Source organism: Massilia yuzhufengensis, from assembly GCF_900112225.1.
In the GTDB taxonomy this organism is placed as follows: Bacteria; Pseudomonadota; Gammaproteobacteria; order Burkholderiales; family Burkholderiaceae_D; genus Telluria; species Telluria yuzhufengensis.
On record NZ_FOLD01000011.1, the window covers coordinates 122,860 to 138,955 of the forward strand.

General features: G+C 66.2%; 15 protein-coding genes. 5 read left to right on the forward strand and 10 right to left on the reverse strand.

Going from position 1 to position 16,096, the window contains the following annotated elements:
* Positions 1–18: 18 nt before the first annotated feature.
* On the reverse strand, positions 19–1,662 hold the full coding sequence (pgi, locus tag BM031_RS11730; RefSeq protein ID WP_091874751.1) for a glucose-6-phosphate isomerase: 1,644 nt from the start codon (positions 1,660–1,662) through the stop codon (positions 19–21).
* 292 nt (positions 1,663–1,954) lie between these two features.
* Between pgi and edd the strand changes: the two genes are divergently transcribed.
* From edd to BM031_RS11745, 3 genes are read left to right on the forward strand one after another with little or no spacing between them, the layout of a single operon-like run.
* Positions 1,955–3,874, forward strand: coding sequence for a phosphogluconate dehydratase (gene edd, locus BM031_RS11735; RefSeq protein ID WP_091874752.1), 1,920 nt, complete (start codon positions 1,955–1,957; stop codon positions 3,872–3,874).
* Positions 3,871–4,494 (forward strand): bifunctional 4-hydroxy-2-oxoglutarate aldolase/2-dehydro-3-deoxy-phosphogluconate aldolase, encoded by a 624-nt coding sequence (gene eda / locus BM031_RS11740; RefSeq protein WP_091874753.1) that lies wholly within the window; start codon positions 3,871–3,873, stop codon positions 4,492–4,494. Before edd ends, eda begins: the two co-directional genes overlap by 4 nt.
* Positions 4,495–4,500: 6 nt before the next feature.
* Entirely contained in the window at positions 4,501–5,073 is a 573-nt protein-coding gene (locus BM031_RS11745) for a Rhs element Vgr protein (protein ID WP_218147588.1), read from the forward strand.
* A gap of 195 nt (positions 5,074–5,268) precedes the next feature.
* On the opposite strand, the gene BM031_RS11755 is transcribed toward BM031_RS11745, so the two are convergent.
* The 7 genes from BM031_RS11755 to BM031_RS11780 all read right to left on the reverse strand — a co-directional run bounded on the left by BM031_RS11755 (position 5,269) and on the right by BM031_RS11780 (position 13,097).
* Positions 5,269–5,520 (reverse strand): hypothetical protein, encoded by a 252-nt coding sequence (locus tag BM031_RS11755; RefSeq protein ID WP_177207729.1) that lies wholly within the window; start codon positions 5,518–5,520, stop codon positions 5,269–5,271.
* A 193-nt stretch (positions 5,521–5,713) separates the two neighbouring features.
* On the reverse strand, positions 5,714–8,629 hold the full coding sequence (locus tag BM031_RS11760; protein ID WP_177207730.1) for a hybrid sensor histidine kinase/response regulator: 2,916 nt from the start codon (positions 8,627–8,629) through the stop codon (positions 5,714–5,716).
* 65 nt (positions 8,630–8,694) lie between these two features.
* Positions 8,695–9,474 (reverse strand): hypothetical protein, encoded by a 780-nt coding sequence (locus BM031_RS25515; protein WP_177207731.1) that lies wholly within the window; start codon positions 9,472–9,474, stop codon positions 8,695–8,697.
* Positions 9,471–9,857: a GNAT family N-acetyltransferase gene (locus BM031_RS11765; protein WP_502500906.1), complete on the reverse strand. Its 387-nt coding sequence runs from the start codon at positions 9,855–9,857 to the stop codon at positions 9,471–9,473. The genes BM031_RS25515 and BM031_RS11765 overlap by 4 nt, the downstream gene beginning before the upstream one ends.
* Positions 9,858–9,900: 43 nt before the next feature.
* Positions 9,901–11,124, reverse strand: a complete 1,224-nt coding sequence (locus BM031_RS11770; protein ID WP_229408816.1) for an ABC transporter permease — start codon at positions 11,122–11,124, stop codon at positions 9,901–9,903.
* Positions 11,121–11,879 carry an ABC transporter ATP-binding protein gene (locus BM031_RS11775; RefSeq protein WP_091874757.1) on the reverse strand — a complete coding sequence of 253 codons (759 nt, stop codon included), beginning with the start codon at positions 11,877–11,879 and terminating at the stop codon, positions 11,121–11,123. Before BM031_RS11775 ends, BM031_RS11770 begins: the two co-directional genes overlap by 4 nt.
* A 3-nt stretch (positions 11,880–11,882) precedes the next feature.
* A complete protein-coding gene (locus tag BM031_RS11780; RefSeq protein WP_091874758.1) occupies positions 11,883–13,097 on the reverse strand; it encodes an efflux RND transporter periplasmic adaptor subunit in 1,215 nt (404 codons plus the stop codon).
* Between the two features lie 168 nt (positions 13,098–13,265).
* On the opposite strand from BM031_RS11780, the gene rpiA reads away from it, so the two are divergent.
* The gene (rpiA, locus tag BM031_RS11785) at positions 13,266–13,943 is read left to right on the forward strand and encodes a ribose-5-phosphate isomerase RpiA (protein ID WP_091874759.1); all 678 of its coding nucleotides are present in this window, start codon (positions 13,266–13,268) and stop codon (positions 13,941–13,943) included.
* 14 nt (positions 13,944–13,957) lie between these two features.
* The gene (locus BM031_RS11790) at positions 13,958–14,302 is read left to right on the forward strand and encodes a hypothetical protein (protein WP_091874760.1); all 345 of its coding nucleotides are present in this window, start codon (positions 13,958–13,960) and stop codon (positions 14,300–14,302) included.
* A 136-nt stretch (positions 14,303–14,438) separates the two neighbouring features.
* Here the strand turns inward: BM031_RS11790 and BM031_RS11795 are convergent, their stop codons facing one another.
* Both BM031_RS11795 and argA read right to left on the reverse strand, forming a co-directional pair.
* Positions 14,439–14,711, reverse strand: coding sequence for an oxidative damage protection protein (locus tag BM031_RS11795; protein ID WP_091874761.1), 273 nt, complete (start codon positions 14,709–14,711; stop codon positions 14,439–14,441).
* A 37-nt stretch (positions 14,712–14,748) separates the two neighbouring features.
* Positions 14,749–16,062 (reverse strand): amino-acid N-acetyltransferase, encoded by a 1,314-nt coding sequence (gene argA, locus BM031_RS11800; protein ID WP_091874762.1) that lies wholly within the window; start codon positions 16,060–16,062, stop codon positions 14,749–14,751.
* Positions 16,063–16,096: the final 34 nt, after the last annotated feature.

A 16,096-nucleotide genomic window follows, 5' to 3' on the forward strand; every position in this document is an offset into this window, starting at 1 on the left:
GTGTATCCGGGATGAGGTTCAGACGGCTGCCTTGGCGCGGGCGATGAGGCCGTTGGTGGAGCTGTCGTGCAGCTCCGGCTGCGGGTCGGCGGCCAGCTCGGCTTCGATCTTCTTGGCCAGTACCTTGCCAAGCTCAACGCCCCACTGGTCGAAACTGTTGACATCCCAGATCACGCCCTGCACGAAGGTCTTGTGCTCGTACAGCGCGATCAGGGCGCCCAGGGTCGCCGGCGTCAGGCGTTCCATCAGGATGGTGTTGCTCGGGCGGTTGCCGGGGAAGGTCTTGTGCGGCGCCAGGCGCTCGATCTCGGCGAGCGGCAGTCCCTGCTGCTGCAGGTCGATGCGGACCTCATCGAGGGTCTTGCCCTTCATGAAGGCTTCCGACTGCGCGAAGCAGTTCGCCAGCAGCGCCGTGTGGTGGTGCTCCATCTCGTGCGCGGGACGCAGCGCGGCGATGAAGTCGATCGGATTCAGGTCGGTGCCCTGGTGCAGTAGCTGGAAGTAGGCGTGCTGGCCGTTGGTGCCCGGCTCGCCCCAGATGGCGGGGCAGGTCGGGGTGTCGACCGGCTCGCCGTCGCGGGTGACGCGCTTGCCGTTGCTTTCCATGTCGAGCTGCTGCAGATAGGCAGGGAAGCGGCTCAGGTCCTGGTGGTAGGGCGCGATCGTGACCGACGGCGCGCCCAGGAACTGGCGGTTCCAGAAGCCGACCAGCGCCAGGATGATCGGCATGTTCTCTTCGATCGGCGCGGTGCGGAAATGCTCGTCCATGGCGTGGGCGCCGGCCAGGAAGTCGGAAAAATAACCGAAGCCCACCGCCAGCGCGACCGACAGGCCGATCGCCGACCACACCGAATAACGTCCGCCGACCCAGTCCCAGAACGGGAACATGTTGGCCGGGTCGATGCCGAAGGCCTTGATTGCCTCGGTGTTGGTCGAGACGGCGACGAAGTGCCGCGCCAGCGCCGCTTCCGGCGCATTCGCCAGGAACCAGCTGCGCGCGGTCTGCGCGTTCATCATGGTCTCGGCGGTGGTGAAGGTTTTCGACGCGACGATGAACAGCGTGGTTTCCGGATCCACCTGGTTCAAGGCGGCGTCCATGTCGTGGCCGTCGACGTTGGACACGAAGTGCATGCGAAGGCGCGGGTGGGCGTAGTGGCGCAGGGCCAGCACCACCATCTTCGGGCCCAGGTCGGAGCCGCCGATGCCGATGTTGACGATATCCGTGATCGGCTTGCCGGTATGGCCCAGCCATTCGCCGCTGCGCACGGCGTCGGTGAAGGCCTTCACGCGGCCGAGCACCGCGTGCACGTCGGCGTTTACGTCCTGGCCGTCCACGCTGAGTTTGGCGCCGCGCGGCGCGCGCAGGGCGGTGTGCAGCACGGCGCGGTTCTCGGTGTTATTGATGCGTTCACCGGCAAACATGGCGTCGCGGCGCTGCTCCACGCCGCGCTCGCGCGCCAGCGCCGCCAGCAGTTCAAGCGTGCGCCCGTCGAGGCGATTTTTTGAATAGTCTAGGAATAGCTCCGCACCCTCGCACGAGAGCCGCTCGAAGCGCTGCGGGTCGGCGGCAAACAGGCTGCGCATCTGCCAGTCTTCGGCCTCGATGGCGTGGGTTTCAAGGGCGTGGAAGCTGGCGGTGCTGGTCAGGGAAGGCTGGCGCATGGGATCGGTATAGATGGCAGAATATTGTCAATTACAGATTATCGAATAATACAGGATGCGTGCGTAAATTCACTACACAAAAAGTGGCCGAGTTGCCACGTAGGGTGGTCGGCTCCGCCGGCCGCGCGTTTAATCCGTGCCTGCATCGCAATCCGCTAAAACGGCGTTCAGATGTGATTTGAACGCGTGGCCAACATGGCCGGCCACCCTGCCAGGGGCGAAATAGCCGATCGCAGCACCCGCCGTAATTCTGTAGTAAAATTTCAGATACAACATTTTCGAAGGAACGATCATGGCGCTGCACCCCGTAGTCGAACAGGTAACCAAGCGGATCATCCAGCGAAGCCGGGCTTCGCGCGCGGCCTATCTCGCCCATCTGGAAGCGGCCCGCATCCAGGGCGTGCAGCGCGGTGCGCTGGGCTGCACCAACCTTGCGCACGCGATCGCCGCCTTCCCGGTCAACGACAAGCTCAAGCTGCGCGAAGCCAAGGTGCCGTCGATCGCGATCGTTTCTTCCTACAACGACATGCTGTCGGCCCACCAGCCTTTCGAATACTACCCGCGCGTGATCAAGGAAGCGGCGCGCGAAGTCGGCGCGGTCGCCCAGTTCGCGGGCGGCGTGCCGGCGATGTGCGATGGCGTGACCCAGGGCCAGCCGGGCATGGAGCTGTCGCTGTTCTCGCGCGACGCCATCGCCATGGCTGCCGCCATCGGCCTGTCGCACAATACCTTCGACGCCGCGCTCTACCTGGGCATCTGCGACAAGATCGTGCCGGGCCTGTTGATCGGCGCGCTGCACTTCGGCCACCTGCCGGGCATCTTCGTGCCGGGCGGGCCGATGACCTCGGGAATCTCGAACAAGCAGAAGGCCGCCATCCGCCAGCGCTACGCCAAGGGCGAAGCCACGCGCGAAGAGCTGCTGGAGGGCGAAACCGCCTCCTACCACGGCGCCGGTACCTGCACCTTCTACGGCACCGCCAACAGCAACCAGATGCTGATGGAGATGATGGGCCTGCACCTGCCGGGCGCCGCCTTCATCACCCCGGGCACGCCGCTGCGCGACGCGCTCACGGCCGCCGCCGCGCACCAGGCCGCGTCGATCTCGCAGCAGGGCAGCAACTACATGCCGATCGGCCGCATCGTCGACGAGAAAAGCATCGTCAACGCCATCGTCGCGCTGCACGCCACCGGCGGCTCCACCAACCACACGCTGCACGTGGTGGCGATCGCGCGCGCGGCCGGCATCGTGATCGACTGGAACGATTTCGACGAATTGTCGAAGGTCGTGCCTTCGCTCACCCGCATCTACCCAAACGGCGAAGCCGACGTGAACCACTTCCAGGCCGCCGGCGGCCCGGGCTTCGTGATCCGCGAGCTGCTCGACGCCGGCCTGGCCCACGAGGACGTCAACACCATCCTCGGCCACGGCTTGCGCAATCACTGCAAGGAACCCTTCCTGGGCGAAGACGGCAAGGTCGTATGGCGCGATGCGACGCCGCACAGCGGCGACGACAGCGTGCTGCGCCCGGCCACCAACCCGTTCAGAGACAACGGCGGCATGGTGCTGGTGCAGGGTAACCTGGGCCGCGCCATCATGAAGATCTCGGCGGTCAAGCCGGAGTACCACGTGGTGGAAGCGCCGGCGCTCACCTTCGATTCGCAGGAAGACTTCCTGCGTGCCTACAAGGAAGGGCAACTGAACCGCGACTTCGTGGCCGTGATCCGCTTCCAGGGCCCGCGCGCCAACGGCATGCCGGAACTGCACTCGCTGACCCCCGCGCTGTCGAACCTGCAGGATGCGGGTTTCAAGGTGGCGATGGTGACTGACGGCCGCATGTCGGGCGCCTCCGGCAAGGTGCCGGCCGCCATCCACGTGTCGCCTGAAATCCTGGCTGGCGGCCCGCTCGGCCTGGTGCGCGACGGCGACATCATCCGCGTCGACGCCAGCACTGGCGCGCTGGAAGCGCTGGTGCCGGACGACGTGTGGGCCTCGCGCAGCATGGCCAGCGCCGACCTGTCAAAGGGCCACATCGGCATGGGGCGCGAACTGTTTGCGATGTTCCGCACCCATTCCAGCCCGGCGGAGCAGGGGGCGGCCACTTTCCCGCTGCCGTCGCCGATTCCCACTACCGTTCCGCTGCACGATGGCGTTGATTCCAACGAAGTCGTACCCGGTTCCGATGAAGACTTTCTCTTTAGGACGCAGAAATGACCTTACTTGACATCATGCGCTCGGCGAGCGTGATCCCCGTCATCGCCATCGACGACCCAGAGCACGCCGTGCCGCTGGCCAAGGCCCTGGTGGCGGGCGGTATCCGCGTGCTGGAAGTGACGCTGCGCACCGCACATGGCCTGGACGCGATCCGCGCCATGAGCCAGGTCGAAGGCGCCATCGTCGGCGTCGGCACCCTGACCCAGCCGGAAGAATTCGCCGCCTCGCGCGACGCCGGCGCAGTGTTCGGCGTCTCGCCCGGCCTCACACCGGCCCTGATCGAGGCGGCGAAAAAGAGCGGCCTGCCGCTGCTGCCCGGCGTGATGACCCCGTCCGAAGTGATGGCCGCACGCGAAGCGGGATTCCGCCAGCTCAAGCTGTTCCCGGCGGTACCAGCCGGCGGCGTGGGCATGCTCAGCGCGATCGGCGGCCCGCTGCCGGACGTGACCTTCTGCCCGACCGGCGGCATCTCGATCGAGACCGCGCCGAAGTTCCTGGCCCTGAAAAACGTGGCCTGCGTGGGCGGCTCGTGGCTGACCCCGAAAGACCTGATCGCCGCCGGCGACTGGGCCGGCATCACCGAGCTGGCCAAGGCAGCCGCCGCGCTGCGCCCAGCCTAAGGCCGTATGAAACGACCCCGGTCCCGTCCCTTGACCGAGGCCGAGATCGCGATGGCGTCGCTGCTGTTCGGCGACGCCATCGACTACAGCCGCGTGCGCATCCACGGCCGCCGCTACATGCCTTTCCAGCCGAAGAACTGCTGCATGACGCCCAACGGCAGCATGTACTTCCACCATTCCTGCTTCCTGCCCGACTACACGCGTGGCGATCCGACGGCGATCCACTGGTTCATCCACGAGATGGTGCACGTGTGGCAGCACCAGCTGGGCTACCCGGTGCGCCTGCGCGGGGCCATCCGCGTCGGCCTGACGTATGCCTACCGCCTGCGCGCGCACGTCACGCTGGCCGACTACAACATGGAGGCGCAGGGCGACCTCCTGGCCGATTACTTCGTATTGAAATTCCTGCGCAAGCCCAAGGCCATGCGCCAGCCGCACTACGGCGACAGCCTGGCCTTGTATGAAAAGGTGCTCGGCAGCTTCCTTGCCGATCCCCGCCACCAGGACATGCTGCCCGGCGGGTTGGCGCGCCGGCTGGTCAGGCGCGGCAGGCGCCCGGCCAGGAGGCTGTCCGACTAGGAGCGCATGCGCACGCGTGGCGTAGCCGGCGCCGGCAAGCGCAGTTGCGGTGCCGCCGGCGGCGACGCGTGGCCGTCGCTCTCGCCGATATTGAACACCCGTACCAGCCCGGCCAGGGCCAGGGCCTGGTCCTGCCGGCGACGGCGATCTCCGACATGATGCTGGACACGCGCGCGATACCGGCCACGATGTCGTTCATGGTGGTGCCGGCCTCGTCGACCAGGCGTTCGCCAGCGCCGACCTTCTCCACCGAATGTTGGTGGAAATGCCTTCACGCCAGTCCTTGGCGAGCGAAGACTTGCGGCCGGTCTGTGCCATCACATCCTTGGCGTCCGCGATCCGGTCGAGTTGCCATAGCATGGCGGCGAGCATCACCGCCATGAGAAGGATGATGGCGGCAAAGGCGCATCCCAGCCGGGTACCGATATTGAAATGATTAATTTTCATGTTCTCGAGAAAAGGGTGATTTATAGAATAATCGTTCCAGACTTCTCGCTCAATAACGGGCGCCGGACTGCGCTGATCGCATGCCCGAAGCGAAATAATGCCGACTAGCGTTGCATTATAGAAACAATATATTGTGAAAAACTTAAGTTTTCGTGGCTGGACGGTGTGCCGGCGCGCCGGCCCGCTGGGCGCCTCAGACCTTCTCGAGGATCGCGAACAGCTCGCGCGTATCGAGCGGCTTGACCAGGTGATGGTCGAAGCCCGCGGCCCGGGTGCGTTCGCGATCGCTCTCCTGGCCATAGCCGGTGACCGCGACCAGCACCGCCCCGGCCGTGCCGGGCAGCCGGCGCAGGCGTTGCGCCAGTTCAGTGCCGTCCATGCCGGGCAGGCCGATGTCGAGCAGGCAGACCTCCGGCGGACCGGCCTCGGCGCGCGCCAGTGCCTGCAGGCCGCCATGTTCGACCGCCACCTGGTGGCCGGACGCTTCCAGCAGCATCGCCAACATCGCCGCCGCGTCCACGTTGTCATCGACCACCAGGATGCGCAGCGGCCTGGCGTTAGGCTGCGCAGCCGGCGCGCCGGGGGCGGCGTCGGCGCGGAGGTCGGCCGCCGCCATGCGCGGCAGGCAGACGGTGAACCTGCTGCCCTTGCCAAGACCCGGGCTGGTGCAGGTCACGCCGCCGCCGTGCAGTTCGGCCAGGCTCTTGACCAGCGCCAGGCCGAGTCCCAGGCCGCCCGCCGAACGGTCGGAACTGCGCTCGGCCTGCGCGAACAAGTCGAAGGCATGCGTGGCCAGGTCGGCCGACATGCCGATGCCGTCGTCGACCACATGGACCAGCACGTGCGCGGGCCGGGCCTCGGTCTCGGTCTCGAGCACGATATTGCCGCCGTCGCCGCTGTACTTGGCGGCGTTGTTCAGGATATTGGCCAGCACCTGCACCAGCCGCTTCCGATCGCCCATGACGATGGCGGCGTCGGGGGCCAGGCGCAGGGCCAGGTGCTGGCGGCGGGCCTCGACCAGCGGCGCGACCTGCTCCACGGCTTCGGCCACGACCTGGCGGATGTCCTGCGGCGCGCTGTCGAGCGTTACCAGGCCGCGCGTGACGCGCGAAACGTCCAGTAGGTCATTGATCAGGTGGGTCATGTGGTCGACCTGGCGGCCGATGATCTGGCTGGTCTGGCGCACCCGTGCCTCGTCGAGCTTACTCATCTGCAGCAGCTGGGCGGCGGCCCCGATCGGCGCCAGCGGGTTGCGCAGCTCGTGCGCCAGCATGGCGAGGAATTCGTCCTTGCGGCGGTCGGCGATCTTGAGCGCTTCCTGCGCCGAGCGGCGCTCGGTGATGTCGCGGAAGAAGAAGGCGATGCCGCCGTCCTGCGAGCGGTGGGTGCGCACTTCGTTCCACATCAGTGTCTTGTCGGGCAGGAGGTGGGGGATCTCGATGATTTCCGTTTTCCCGCTATCCATTACCCGGCGGTAGAGTGCTTCGGCGTCGCCGCCCCTGAGTTCGGGGAAGACGTCCCAGTGGTTCCGGCCGACCACCTGGTCGGCCGTGTGCTGGGTCATGCGCAGGCCTTCGGCGTTCATGCGCAGGATGGTCCAGTCGCGGTCGAGCACCGCGAAGCCTTCCGCCATGCTGTCGAAGATGTACTGGCTCTGGTCGCGCTCGATGCGCAGCGCGGCCTGGGCCTGGGCCGCTTCGATGGCCGACCAGGTGCGCTCGGCCATGTCCTGCGCCAGCGACAGCTCGTCGTGCCGCCAGGCCCGCGGCGTGGCGCTGTGGATCGTCAGTACCACCCGCAGCTTGCCTGACTTGCTCAGCGGCAGCAGCAGGTCGGCGCGCACGCCGATCTGTGCGTAGGCCGCGGTGTAAGCGGCGGTACGCGGGTCGCGCTGGACATCCTCGTTCAGCACCGGGCGTCCGGCGCGCAATACCGCGATCATGTCCGGCCCGAAGTCGGCCATCGTCTTGCTTTGTCCGGCCAGGCTGGCGAAGCCTTCTTCGGTCCAGTCGCGCCGGATGAAGACCGTACCGGCGGCGTCGTCCACCTCGGCGTACAGCACGCGCGACGCGGCGAGCCTGCGGCCCAGCAGCGCGCAGGCGACAGCGGTCATCTCGTCGGGATCGCCCAGTGGGCGGATGCGGTCGCTCAGTTCGAGCTGGAAGGCCTGGTTCGCGCGGATTTCCTCGAGTTGCTGGACTTTCTCGGACAGCGCGCGGTTGGCATGGTTGGCCCGCGTGACATCGTTCCCCTGGGCGAAGATGCCCGTCACGCGCCCGTCTTCGCCGACGATGGGCTGGAACAGCAGGTCGACATAGCGCTCTTCAAGCGCGGCGCCAGCCTGGCGCTGCAGGCCGATCTTGTGGTCGCGCAGGACGACCGGCTGGCCGCTGGCAAAGGCGGTGTCGAGCAGCTCGCGGAATCCTTGCGCCGCCAGTTCAGGCAGGGCTTGCAGCAGGGGCTTGCCCACGATATCGCGATGACCCACCAGCGCGTAGTAGGCTTCGTTGACGGTGTCGACCACGTGCTGCCTGCCTGTCAGGACCGCGATCGAGCCGGGCGCCTGGTCGAACAGTACCTGCAGCTGGCTGCGCTCGGCGGCCATGATGCGCGTCATGGCCTCGTGCATCTGCGGCCGGTTCATGTGCGGGATGTCCGGCACCGCATTGGCGTCCTGCTTCAGGTAGTACTTCCGGGTCGCGTCGTCGAACCGGTACAGGTCGGTCACGTCGATCGCGTTCTGCGCCACATAGGCGACCTGGCCGGCTGCGTCGAACACGGGCGTGTGGATGGCGCTCCAGTAGCGCGCTTCGAATACCGGGCCGTCCGGCGTTGCACGCGGGATCGCGTAACGCAGCAGGGCGCTGGTATGCGGCTGGCGCGTGCCGATGGCCAGTTCGATCGAGGCCCGCACCTCGTCCAGGTTGGTCGAATCCGGGTCGGCCGGGAAGGCGTCGAAGATATGCTTGCCGACGATCTCGTCCGCGGTCCTGCCCGTGGCCTGCAGGTAGGCCGGGTTGGCGCCGATGATGATGAACGCAGTATCGATCAGCAGGTAGGGATAGGGCGATGCGGTAAACAGCGCCGAATAGTCCGGTTGGATAGTCATCTCCCATTTTGACATACAAGCCGTGCGCTGCCGGGGAATACGAGCAAGCGCGCGCTGGTCCGTCTTCAGATTCCCCTGGCATGCAGCGTGACGATGTCGAGCGGGCCGGTGAAGCTGATGTCGGCGGCGCCGGCCTTTGCCGTCTCCGGGTCGAACTTCAGCACCTGGCAGTTGCCCTCGGTGCGGGCTGCAGCGGCCTGCCCGCCGACATCGATGCGCCCCCCGCCCGCGCGGAAGCAGGCCTTCAGGCCGTCGTACTCGACCATGCGCGCCTCGCGCATGCCGGGACGGTCCCATGGAATCTTGCGCTGCACCTTGCCGACTTCATCGAAGGCCTGCGCGAATCGGGCATAGGACAAGGTCTGCCCGTCGGCGACCCGCAGCTTCCATTCGAGGGCGATCCGTCCTTCCCGGGTGGGCGTGTTGAACATGATGGTCGCGTGTTCCTCGGCGGCGTCCGGCAGCTCCGGGAGCAGGAAGTATCCGCCCCGGCTGACCGGCACGATGTGGTCGACCGATTCCCCGACAATGGCGACCGCCCAGGTCCTGGGCTGGAACTCGTCGTAGGCGGGCCCCTTGTCGCTCGCGAAATTCACGCGCAGGCGCAAGTCGATGACGCGCGGCCCGCGCGGCAGCAGCGACTGCACGAAGGCCTGCAGCGCGAAGAAGCTCTTGTAGGGCAGGTCGCCCGCGTTGGTCTTGCGGTGGATGCGGACTTCGGCCAGCTCCCGCATTGCCTTCGCGTCGGCGCTTTGGGCTGATGCAAAGCCTGCAGGGAAGATGGCAAGGACGGCTGCCGCCAGGACGGCAAGCTGTCGCCTGTGGCCGGGCGATGGATTATTCATGCTTTGCGTCTCTCCAGTACATACCCGACTTCGCATCCAGTACCCGGCGTCCTGTCCCAGCCCTGCGCCAGGTAGAAACGGTCGGCGCGGGTATCCGGGGCCGTGCCCAGCCTGATACGTTCGTGGCCGAGCTCGAACAGCCAGCCGACCGCCAGCGCGAGCAGCGCCTTGCCCAGGCCCCGTCCCTCGTGCCGCGGATCGACGAACAGCGCCCAGATCGAGGCGTCGCCACGAGCGGCGTAACAGAAGGCGACAATCTCGCCGTCGGCTTCGGCGACCCAGCCGCGACCAAGCCTGTCGAGATAATCCTCGTACATCTGCAGGGTGACGCGGGCCGGGTCGCGCAAGACGTTTTCGCGCACGGCCAGCCGGATCGCCGACATGGCCGGAATGTCTGCGCTGCAGGCACGCCGGAAGCGCGCCGCCTCACTCATAGCGCAGGCAATCCACCGGCAGCAGGCGCGAAGCGCGGCGCGCCGGATAGAAGCCAAAGAACACGCCGACCGCGGTGGAGAAGCCGCAGGCCACGACCACGCCCTGGAAGCTCAGCGCCACGTCGAACTGGCCGGTGGACGTGATGGCGGCCGCGCCGGCCATGGCGATCGCCACGCCCACCAGGCCGCCGGCGATGCAGATGACGACCGATTCGGCCAGGAACTGCATCAGGATGTGGCCCGGCCGGGCGCCGATCGCCATGCGGATGCCGATTTCGCGGGTGCGCTCGGTGACCGACACCAGCATGATGTTCATGATGCCGATGCCGCCCACCAGCAGCGAGATCGCGCCGATCAGGCCGAGCAGCAGGGCGACGCCGGCACTGATCTTGTTGGCGGTCTCCGCGAACGAGGCGATGTTCTCGACCCGGAAGTCGTCCGGATCGTCGGGACGGATGCGGTGGCGTCCGCGCAGCAGTTCCTTCATGTCCTCCACCGCTTCGTCGAGCGACAGGTCGGGCTTGCCCTGCGCCGCGATGTAGTGGGCGTTCTGGGGGAAGGGCGTGCGGATCAGGTTCGCGCTGGCCGCCGTGATCGGCACCAGCACCATGTCGGCGATATTCGCGCCGTCGATCTGCTTGCCTTCGCCGGCCAGCACGCCGATCACCTGGAAGGCGACATTCTCGATGCGGATGTAGCGGCCCAGGGGATCGGTCTTGTAGAAGAACTGGTCCGCCACCTTCTGCCCGATCACCACCATGCGCGCCGACGAGCGCACGTCGGCCTCGCTGAAGCTGTTGCCCTGGTCGAGCTTCCAGTTACGGATCTTGAACATGGCCGGGGTGACGCCATGCACGGTGCTGTTCGCGGTTTCGTTGCCGGCGCTGAGCTTGAAGCTGCCCTGCAGCGCGGGTGCGGCGCCGATCAGGCTTGGCAGCCGGTTCAGCGCTTCCGCATCGGCCATGGTGATCGACTGGATTGCGCCGGCGCGCGCGCGGCGCTCCGAGGTGCGGTCGCCGCCCGGGAACACGTAGAGCATGTTGGTGCCGAGCGCCTGCAGTTCCTTGCCGATGAAGCGCTGCATGCTGTCGCCGATGGCCAGCAGCAGCACCACCGAGGCAATGCCGATGACGATGCCAAGCATGGTCAGGGCGGTACGCAGGCGGTTGGCCGCCATCGAGCGGAAGGACTCGATCAGGATCTGGATGAAGTTCATGCCGTCACCTCCGCCGGGTCGGGATGCGCGCCGGCGTTCAGCTGGCGCAAGCCTTCGCTGGAGGGCCCGTCGTACAGTACCCGGCCATCCTTCAGGCGCACCAGGCGGCGGCTGTAGGCCGCGACGTCGGCTTCGTGGGTGACCAGCACGATGGTGATGCCGCGCTCCTGATTGAGCTGGCGGAAGCTGGCCATGATGTCGTCGCTGGTGTGGGTGTCGAGGTTGCCGGTCGGTTCGTCGGCCAGCAGCATCGGCGGATCGGTGGCCAGGGCCCGTGCGATCGCCACGCGCTGCTGCTGGCCGCCGGACAGCTGGCTGGGGGTGCGCTTGGCCAGGCCGTCCAGGCCGACGCGCGAGAGTTCCTCCAGCGCGCGTGCTTGCGCCTTGCCGCGGCTCACGCCCGCATAGATCAGCGGCAGCGCGACGTTCTCGGCCACGCTCATGCGCTTGATCAGGTTAAAGCTCTGGAACACGAAGCCGATGCTGCGGTTGCGGATGTCGGCCAGCTGGGCGCGCGACAGCGAGCGCGTGTCGACGCCGTCGAGCACATAGCTGCCGCCGGTGGCCTGGTCGAGGCAGCCGAGGATGTTCATCAGGGTCGACTTGCCCGAGCCGGACTGGCCCATGATCGACACGAAGTCGCCGCGCGCCACCTGCAGGTCGATCCCGTGCAGTACCTGGGTGTCGACGCTGCCGCTGGTATAGGTCTTGGTGACGCCACGGATATCGATCAGCGCCGTGCTGGATGCGTTCATCGGTCACAGACCTTCTTGCGGCTGGGCCAGCGTACGGGTGACGATGCGGTCGCCCGCCTTCAGGCCGCCGGACAGCACTTCGGTATACCGGAAGTTCGACAGGCCGGCGCGGATATCGACCGGCTGCGGCTCGTTCTTCGCGTCAAGGCGGTAGACCTTGAACAGGCGGGCGGTTTCGTCGGCCGAGCGGAATGCCAGGTCGTCTTCCGGCGGCGGGGTGTAGGCGGCCTGCTGCACCTTGCCCTTGTCGGCCTTTTCCTTCGCCTTCTTGCGCTTTTCCTGCTCTTCTTCCGGCAGGGTGAAACGCAGGGCCGTGGTCGGGATGCGCATCACATTGGCGCGGTTGGCCACGACCAGGCGCACCTGCGCGGTCATGCCGGGTTTGAGCAGTTCATCCTTGTTGTCGACGTCGAGCACGACGTTGTAGGTGACCACGTTCTGGACCACATTGGCGGCCAGGCGGAACTGGCGCATGGTGGCGTGGAATTCGCGCTCCGGGTAGGCGTCGACCACGAAGCGCGCCGGCAGGCCGTTCTTCAGGGCGCCGACGTCGGCTTCCGACACGCTGGTGTCGATCTGCATCTTGGTCAGGTCGCGCGCGATCTGGAACAGGTTCGGGGTGGTGAACGAGGCCGCCACCGTCTGGCCCAGGTCGATGGTCCGCTTGATGATCACGCCGTCGATCGGCGCGCGGATCACGCTGTTGTTGAAGTCCGCCTGGGCGCGCTCGAGCTGTGCCTGCGCCAGCTGCAAATTGGCCTTGGCCACGTCCACCTCGCGGCGCGACTGGTCCAGCGCCACGCTGGAGACGAAGCTGCGCGTCACCAGCTGCCCGTTGCGCTCGAAATTGGCCTCGGCCAGCTTCAGGTTGGCCAGGGCGGACGCCCGGCTGGCTTGCGCCTGCTTGACCTGGGCATTGAAGATGGTCGGGTCGAGCTTGAGCAGCACCTGGCCCTTTTTCACGCGGTCGTTGAAGTCCACGTTCAGTTCGACCACGGTGCCCGACACCTGCGAGCCCACGTTCACCAGCGCCACCGGGTTGATGGTGCCGGTGGCGGTGACGGTCTGGTTGATGGTGCCGACATCGACCGCGGCGTAGCGGTATTTCAGTGGCGGCAGCTTTGGCTCCCCCTTCGGCGCCAGCCAGAAGGCGGCGGCGCCACCGGCCACGATTACTACGGCCGCGATGGCCAGGCGTTTTTTGGTAAAGATCTTCATCGTCCAGTATGGTTGAGCCAGCAAAAAAACCCAGTTTGCTGTCTGGACGCCAACTTGGCAATGCATGATGCATCGACTGGCGGATCAGGTGGATGAAGCGACGTTTTTGAGGGTTGAACGGTGCAATCCGCTAAAATGGCGGCTTCCTTTCCCTATTTTCAAAGCATCATGACCCAGGACGAACTCAAGCAAGCCGTGGCCCGCGCCGCGATCGATCACGTGGTGGACGGCGAGATCATCGGCGTCGGCACCGGCTCGACGGCCAACTTCTTCATCGACGAACTGGCCAAGATCAAGGACCGCATCAAGGGCACCGTCGCATCGAGCGAAGCGACCGCCGCCCGCCTGCGCGGCCATGGCATCCCGGTGTTCGACCTGAACGACGTGACGTCGATGGCGGTCTACATCGACGGCGCCGACGAGATCACCGCCAGCGGCGCCATGATCAAGGGCGGCGGCGCCGCCCTGACGCGCGAGAAGATCGTGGCCTCGGTGGCCAAGAAATTCGTGTGCATCGCCGACGGCTCGAAGCTGGTCGACACGCTGGGTAAATTCCCGCTGCCGGTGGAAGTGATCCCGATGGCGCGCGCCTCCGTGATGCGCCAGCTGGCAACGCTGGGCGGCCAGCCGCGCCTGCGCACCAAGGCAGGCAGCGAGGAAGCCTTCATTACCGATAATGGCGGCGAGATCATCGACGTGGTCGGCCTGTCGATTACCGACCCGGTGGCGCTGGAAGAGCAGATCAACCAGATGGTGGGCGTGATTGCCGTCGGCCTGTTCGCCAAGGCCGGCGCCAATGTGTGCCTGCTGGGCACCGGCGACGGCGTCAAGACCCTGACTTTCTAAGCGAGGACCGCCCGATGAAGCACGCGCTGGTGCTGGTTGCCGTCCTGTTGGGCGGCTGCACGCTGTTCAAGACCAAGCTGGAACCAGCGCGTGCGCCCGTGGCTGTCGTGAAACCGGCGGCGCCGGCGCTGCTCGATGCGAACGGCACGCCGATCGAACGCGTGCCTTTCCGCACCGGCGTGTCGTCGGCGACGGTCGAGAAGATGGCCAAGGGGCAGGGCTGCCTTGGTGGGCAGGGGGCCGGGCTGGTGACGGAAGCGGGGCCGGTGGAGGTGTACCGGATGCGCTGCGAGGATGGGGCGCTGCGCGGCAAGGTGTTCACGGCGCGGTGTGAATTGCGTCAGTGCGTGAAGATGTAGCTTGCCCGACCCGTCGTACCGGCGAAGGCCGGTACCTCATCTCGCCGCCTGCCACCACGTTTGAGGGTAGTGGCACGCTGCGGACTTGGGCTCCGGCCTTCGCCGGAGCGACGGTTCTTAAGCTGGTGGTAGCGAATTACGCCGTCGGCGGCACATACCCCACCGCCGCATCGGCGCCGTCGCCGAAGAAATGCTTCTCCATCTGTGTCGCCAGATACTTGCGCGCGCGGTCATCGGCCAGGTTCAGGCGATTCTCGTTGATCAGCATGGTCTGGTGCTTGAGCCAGGCCTGCCAGGCTTCTTTCGATACCGACAGGTAGAGCTTCTTGCCCATTTCGCCTGGTACCGGCGGGAAGTCCAGTCCTTCGGCTTCCTTGTTCAGTTTGATGCATTGGACGGTGCGGGCCATTCTGTACTCCTAAAAGCGGTGCGGTGTAAAACCGACATTATAAAGTCTTGATCAAAACCTGTGACCGGCGCTGCCAGTTATACATATGCTGGCGGTCCTTGGGCAGGTCGTCGACCGAGGCCGGCACGAAGCCGCGCTTCTTGAACCAGTGCGAAGTACGCGTGGTCAGCACGAACAGCTTGGTGAGCCCGGCGGCGCGCGCCCGGTTTTCCATGTGCTTGAGGATGCGTTCGCCGTCGCCCTGGGTCTGCGCTTCCTGGCTTACCGTCAGGCAGGCCATCTCGCCCATTTTCGCCTCCGGGAACGGATACAGCGCGGCGCAGCCGAAGATCACGCCGTCGTGGTCGATGACCGAGAACTGGTCGATTTCGCGTTCGATCAGCTCGCGGCCGCGATACACCAGGGTGCCGTCGGCTTCCAGCGGCTCGATCAGCTTGATAATCCCGCCGACGTCCTCAATTGTGGCCTGGCGCAGGCTTTCGAGGTTCTCATGGCTGATCATGGTGCCCACGCCGTCGTGGGTGAACAGTTCGAGCAGGGCCGAGCCGTCCATCTCGAAGGGAACGATGTGCGCGCGGTCGACGCCGGCGTTGCAGGCCTTGATGGCGTGCTGCAGGTAGAACGCGGCGTCGGCCGGCAGGAATCCGGCCTGCAGCACCGCTTCGGCCTGGTGCGAGGACAGTTCGCGGATTTCGGCGCCGGCGCCGTCGATCATCATCGGGGTCTCGGTGATGAAAATGAGCTTGTCGGCGTGCAGGGCGATGGCGGCCGATGCGGCCACGTCTTCCATGGTCAGGTTGAAGATCTCGCCGGTCGGCGAGAAGCCCAGCGGCGACAGCAGCACCAGGTTGTCTTCGGTCTTGAGGATCGGGTGGATCTTCTCGGCGCCGATCTTGCGCGTCACGCCGGTCAGTTCGAAATCGACGCCGTCGATCACGCCGAGCGGGCGCGCGACGACGAAGTTGCCCGACACGATGCTGATCTGGGCATGCGACATCGGGGTGTTCGGCAGGCCCTGGCTGAAGGCCGCTTCGATGTCCAGGCGCAGTTCGCCGGCGGCTTCCTTCGCGCATTCCAGCGCGGCGGTATCGGTAATCCGGACACCGTTATGGAAACGGCCTTCGACGTTACGCAGGGCCAGCTGCTCGGCGACCTGCGGACGCGAGCCGTGCACCAGTACGACGCGGATGCCGAGGGCGACCAGCAGCGACAAGTCCTGGGCCAGCACTGGCAGCGCGCCCGAGGCCACCAGTTCACCCGGAAACGCGACCACGAAGGTCTTGCCGCCGAAGATATGGATGTAAGGCGCGACGGAGCGCAGCCACTGGACGAATTGGGTAGGATTTTCCATTTGCCGCATTATAATTCGCTGCGCGTTGTGCGCA

What these genes read in the sequence shown, in the direction of transcription:
- pgi (WP_091874751.1), bottom strand. Translation starts at nt 1,662, where the DNA reads ATGCGCCAGCCTTCCCTGACCAGCACCGCCAGCTTCCACGCCCTTGAA.
- edd (WP_091874752.1), top strand. Translation starts at nt 1,955, where the DNA reads ATGGCGCTGCACCCCGTAGTCGAACAGGTAACCAAGCGGATCATCCAG.
- eda (WP_091874753.1), top strand. Translation starts at nt 3,871, where the DNA reads ATGACCTTACTTGACATCATGCGCTCGGCGAGCGTGATCCCCGTCATC.
- BM031_RS11745 (WP_218147588.1), top strand. Translation starts at nt 4,501, where the DNA reads ATGAAACGACCCCGGTCCCGTCCCTTGACCGAGGCCGAGATCGCGATG.
- BM031_RS11755 (WP_177207729.1), bottom strand. Translation starts at nt 5,520, where the DNA reads ATGAAAATTAATCATTTCAATATCGGTACCCGGCTGGGATGCGCCTTT.
- BM031_RS11760 (WP_177207730.1), bottom strand. Translation starts at nt 8,629, where the DNA reads ATGACTATCCAACCGGACTATTCGGCGCTGTTTACCGCATCGCCCTAT.
- BM031_RS25515 (WP_177207731.1), bottom strand. Translation starts at nt 9,474, where the DNA reads ATGAATAATCCATCGCCCGGCCACAGGCGACAGCTTGCCGTCCTGGCG.
- BM031_RS11765 (WP_502500906.1), bottom strand. Translation starts at nt 9,857, where the DNA reads ATGTCGGCGATCCGGCTGGCCGTGCGCGAAAACGTCTTGCGCGACCCG.
- BM031_RS11770 (WP_229408816.1), bottom strand. Translation starts at nt 11,124, where the DNA reads ATGAACTTCATCCAGATCCTGATCGAGTCCTTCCGCTCGATGGCGGCC.
- BM031_RS11775 (WP_091874757.1), bottom strand. Translation starts at nt 11,879, where the DNA reads ATGAACGCATCCAGCACGGCGCTGATCGATATCCGTGGCGTCACCAAG.
- BM031_RS11780 (WP_091874758.1), bottom strand. Translation starts at nt 13,097, where the DNA reads ATGAAGATCTTTACCAAAAAACGCCTGGCCATCGCGGCCGTAGTAATC.
- rpiA (WP_091874759.1), top strand. Translation starts at nt 13,266, where the DNA reads ATGACCCAGGACGAACTCAAGCAAGCCGTGGCCCGCGCCGCGATCGAT.
- BM031_RS11790 (WP_091874760.1), top strand. Translation starts at nt 13,958, where the DNA reads ATGAAGCACGCGCTGGTGCTGGTTGCCGTCCTGTTGGGCGGCTGCACG.
- BM031_RS11795 (WP_091874761.1), bottom strand. Translation starts at nt 14,711, where the DNA reads ATGGCCCGCACCGTCCAATGCATCAAACTGAACAAGGAAGCCGAAGGA.
- argA (WP_091874762.1), bottom strand. Translation starts at nt 16,062, where the DNA reads ATGGAAAATCCTACCCAATTCGTCCAGTGGCTGCGCTCCGTCGCGCCT.